At 60.5% G+C, this 3,378-nt stretch carries 6 protein-coding genes; 3 read left to right on the top strand and 3 right to left on the bottom strand.

Annotated elements, in window-relative coordinates; translation table 11 throughout:
* Together ACXJ7R_RS28040 and ACXJ7R_RS28035 are read left to right on the top strand one after the other, a co-directional pair.
* Positions 1-961, top strand: a 961-nt coding sequence (locus ACXJ7R_RS28040) for an acyltransferase family protein (RefSeq protein WP_457154664.1), incomplete at its 5' end; no start/stop codon positions are given.
* Between the two features lie 156 nt (positions 962-1,117).
* Positions 1,118-1,420 carry a DUF982 domain-containing protein gene (locus ACXJ7R_RS28035; protein ID WP_457154663.1) on the top strand — a complete coding sequence of 101 codons (303 nt, stop codon included), beginning with the start codon at positions 1,118-1,120 and terminating at the stop codon, positions 1,418-1,420.
* 132 nt (positions 1,421-1,552) lie between these two features.
* Here ACXJ7R_RS28035 and ACXJ7R_RS28030 read toward each other — a convergent pair whose 3' ends face one another.
* Together ACXJ7R_RS28030 and ACXJ7R_RS28025 are read right to left on the bottom strand one after the other, a co-directional pair.
* Positions 1,553-1,747: a hypothetical protein gene (locus ACXJ7R_RS28030; RefSeq protein WP_457154662.1), complete on the bottom strand. Its 195-nt coding sequence runs from the start codon at positions 1,745-1,747 to the stop codon at positions 1,553-1,555.
* Positions 1,748-1,892: 145 nt separating this feature from the next.
* Positions 1,893-2,129: a DUF6894 family protein gene (locus tag ACXJ7R_RS28025; protein ID WP_095084645.1), complete on the bottom strand. Its 237-nt coding sequence runs from the start codon at positions 2,127-2,129 to the stop codon at positions 1,893-1,895.
* Positions 2,130-2,350: 221 nt separating this feature from the next.
* Between ACXJ7R_RS28025 and ACXJ7R_RS28020 the strand changes: the two genes are divergently transcribed.
* On the top strand, positions 2,351-3,070 hold the full coding sequence (locus ACXJ7R_RS28020) for a Crp/Fnr family transcriptional regulator (RefSeq protein ID WP_457154661.1): 720 nt from the start codon (positions 2,351-2,353) through the stop codon (positions 3,068-3,070).
* Positions 3,071-3,108: 38 nt separating this feature from the next.
* Here ACXJ7R_RS28020 and ACXJ7R_RS28015 read toward each other — a convergent pair.
* The coding region (locus ACXJ7R_RS28015; protein ID WP_457154660.1) for a YciE/YciF ferroxidase family protein at positions 3,109-3,378 on the bottom strand (270 nt) is incomplete at its 5' end.

Genomic DNA, 3,378 nt, shown 5'->3' with positions numbered 1-3,378 from the left:
GTTTTGGGGGAAACTGCTATCGGCAAAGGCCTCCGTGGATTTTCCGACCCTGTTGCTCAAGCGGGCTTTCAGGATCGGGCCGCTCTACATTTTGGCCGTCGGCGTGGCGATGGCCTTGGAGGTCGTTGACGGCCGGATCGATTATTCGACCTTCGCAACCTACGAGCGGGCATTTTTCAATCTGCTGTTTGGTGTCTTTGGCTATATCCCGCTTTCGAGTGCCCGCGTCTGCGTCTTGGCCTGCGTAACCTGGACCTTGCCCTATGAATGGCTGTTCTATTTCAGCCTGCCGATCGCAGCCATATTCAGCCGGCACCCGGTTACCCGCATAGGATTGCCGGCCGTTCTGCTGGCTTTTTCCATTGTCATGTCAATGAGTGGAGGCAGCGGCGCCTACAGCTATCTGGGACTTTTCGCAGGGGGCATGTTGTGCGCGACGCTTGAAGCAAACGCGCTGCTGGTGAAGGTGCACCGGCACGTCCTGTCCGCCATCGCCCTGGCGCTGCTGGTGTATGTTTTTGCCACCTATAGGGTTGCTTACGCGCCGGGACCGATGCTGCTGTGCACCGGTGCCTTCTTCCTGATCGTCTCGGGCGCCGATTTCTTTGGCCTTCTGACTGCCAACCGTTCAGTGCGACTGGGCGAGATCAGCTATGGCATCTTTCTCTTGCAGGGGCTTGCCTTCGTCGCGATATTTTCCATCGCGCCCGTGCGGATCTTCGCCCTGGACAACGCCACCCAGTATTGGCTTGTGATCGTGATGGCGATGGTGCTTCTGCTCCTCATGGCGCTGGTCGCGCACCTTTTTGTTGAAAAGCCCGGCGTCTCGCTGGGAAACAGGCTTGCGGCAGTTCTTCGCCTGTCGAAGCAGCGTGAGACACGCGAGGCTCCAGTCGCGAGTGAAGCAAGGTCCTGGCGGATGCCGACCAGCCTCACACGACAATCCGCCGATCGCTCATAGCGCTTGTGCGGGCATCGCGATCCAAGGATGACCGCCGCCTTCATATAAAAGCGCACGGTCTGGAACCTCCTGCCACGCGGCGCGTTTCACCGCGTCCCGTTCGTGGACCAGCCCGGATATCTCTCCTGGCGCTGCGATAAATCAGGAGCCCGTTTCATGCACGACAAGCTGTTTCATTCACCGGTCGCACTGACCGTCGGCCTTGGCTTCAAGCGCGAGATTGCCTCGCTGGCCGAAATGCACGATTTCCTGACCAATTGGACGACTTCCCGCCGCGGCCCGCTTTATCGCAACGCGATGAAGGCATGTGATCTCGCGGTTCCGGGTTATGTGACCATCGAGCAGGCGCGCCGTGCGCTGGTCGAATTTGCCCAGGCTTCCGGCATCCTGTGGCCGGATCTCGAGCCGACCGCGGGTGTGCACGCAGTTGCCCGTGGTTATGGCGGTTACGCCGCCTGACGCGACCTCCCATCCTGGTGGCTAGTCTACACCAGCCATCGCAGGAAGCCCGGCTCGACCCAGCCGGGCTTTCGCTTTTTTACGAGCTATAGGAAATCACAGATGCGGGCTGTGTATGTTGAGCGACAATTATTACGTCGAACGTGCGCGTCGCCGTGGCGGCTTGGGGCCTGCCGACGCCGGCTCGTCCGCCGACTGCGCGGCAAGGCGCAGAGCTCTCAGCCTGGCCGTCTTTTCCTCTCGCGCCGCTCGCTCGGCGGCGGTCACGATCAGCGACTCATGCTTGGCGCGTTCGTCGCGCTCCGTATCGACTTTCGCGCGATTCATATGTCGGTCCTTCCGCTGCTGGGACGTCGGTTTCGGAACCGTTGTCACCTCAATCAGTCTCCGCATGGTGCAGCGGTGCGGCGGCGGTGACGATTACAAATGATGACCAGTGGAATCTTTCGGTCCGAGCCTTGGGCCGAGGCTCTCAGTCACACCACCCCGACGAGACGACCAGCGATGCTTCGAAGACATGGCGCCCGCTCTCGTCCCGCACTTTCACGGTGATGACCGTGCGATCGTTCTCGATCATCTCGTCGCGGACGATGTCGGGCAGTATGCGAATCGCCTCTCGCCGCAGGCGTTCGCGCGTTTCGAACACCTGCCCGTCATCGTCGACCGTCAGACCATCACCATTGTAGAGGTCGAGGTAGTATCTGGGCATGATGCGCTGGACCTCCTGGTGATGACGTGCGCGAGAGATTCAACCGACAATTCACGGACCGAACTGTTGTTCCACCTGAGGTGGCGTTTGCCGGTGAATAAGTGCACTCTAACAAATGTTAATGCCTGGCCCCGTCCGAAGACCTAGTGCTTCCGCAGCCGCCCCATGCTTGCGCCAAACGAATTGGCGATCGGCTCTGAGCCCCTTCGCTGGAGATAGCGGTGCTTGAATCCCTTTATCTGAACCTTGGCCAACACGACGCGCTCTCCGACGGCGAGAAAGCGTTGCTGGCCGGTGCCATGACCTTCGAAAGGCATTTTGCGACCGGACAGGACATTGTCGCCTCGGGATCGCGGCCGACTTACTCGACTTTGATCCTCGACGGCCTGGCGGCACGCTACAAGGTGCTGGAGAATGGCGGCCGACAGTTCACCTCATTGCAGGTGCCTGGCGACTTCGTCGAYCTCCACGCYTTYCTGCTGAAGACWATGGAYCACGGCATCGTTGCSCTSTCGCCTTGYCRTGTCATGTTCGCCGATCACAGCCGGCTGCGTGCCATCACCGAGGAGGCACCGCATCTGACCCGGCTGTTGTGGCTGGACACGCTGGTTGATGGCGCCATTCACCGCGARTGGATCGTGGCRATGGGMCGSCGCTCCAAGACCTCGCATCTGGCYCATCTCGTCTGYGARCTYTTCGTGCGCYTGCAGGTGGTSMARCGCACCARCGGCATGAGCTTTCATCTGCCGCTTTCACAGGCCGAACTGGCCGACGTGCTTGGCCTCTCGGTTGTGCATATGAACCGCGTTATCGGCGCCTTGCGCAAGGTCGGCGTCGTCAACTGGGCGAACCACACGGTGACCATTCTCGACTGGCACCGGCTGCAGGAAATAGCCGAGTTCGACCCGACCTATCTCAGCATGATGCGGGAACCGCGCTAGCTCGTTCCTGGCGCGGCTCACCGATCATGAGTTTTGGGTTACGCCGCTTCGGCTGCAACGTTCACAGCCGATACCGCGATCTGCGTCAGGGCTTCGTCGGTGGCCTTCTCCTCCTTCAGCGTGGCTTCGAGAAGCGTCACCGCATCATTCAGGCCGAGTTCGCCGGCCCAGGTCCTAAGCGTGCCATAGCGCGAAATCTCGTAGTGTTCGACCGCTTGCGCTGCCGCGAGAAGGCCGGCGTCGAGCGCCGGAGATTCCTTGTATTCCTCCATGATCTCGGCGCCTTCCTCGGTGATGCCCATGATGGC

Source organism: Mesorhizobium sp. P5_C1 (genome assembly GCF_054049815.1).
This window is presented reverse-complemented; position numbering and strand designations above follow the sequence as displayed.

Excerpts from the sequence above, each read along its gene's own strand:
- ACXJ7R_RS28035 (WP_457154663.1), top strand. The coding sequence starts at position 1,118 with ATGCACGACAAGCTGTTTCATTCACCGGTCGCACTGACCGTCGGCCTT.
- ACXJ7R_RS28030 (WP_457154662.1), bottom strand. The coding sequence starts at position 1,747 with ATGAATCGCGCGAAAGTCGATACGGAGCGCGACGAACGCGCCAAGCAT.
- ACXJ7R_RS28025 (WP_095084645.1), bottom strand. The coding sequence starts at position 2,129 with ATGCCCAGATACTACCTCGACCTCTACAATGGTGATGGTCTGACGGTC.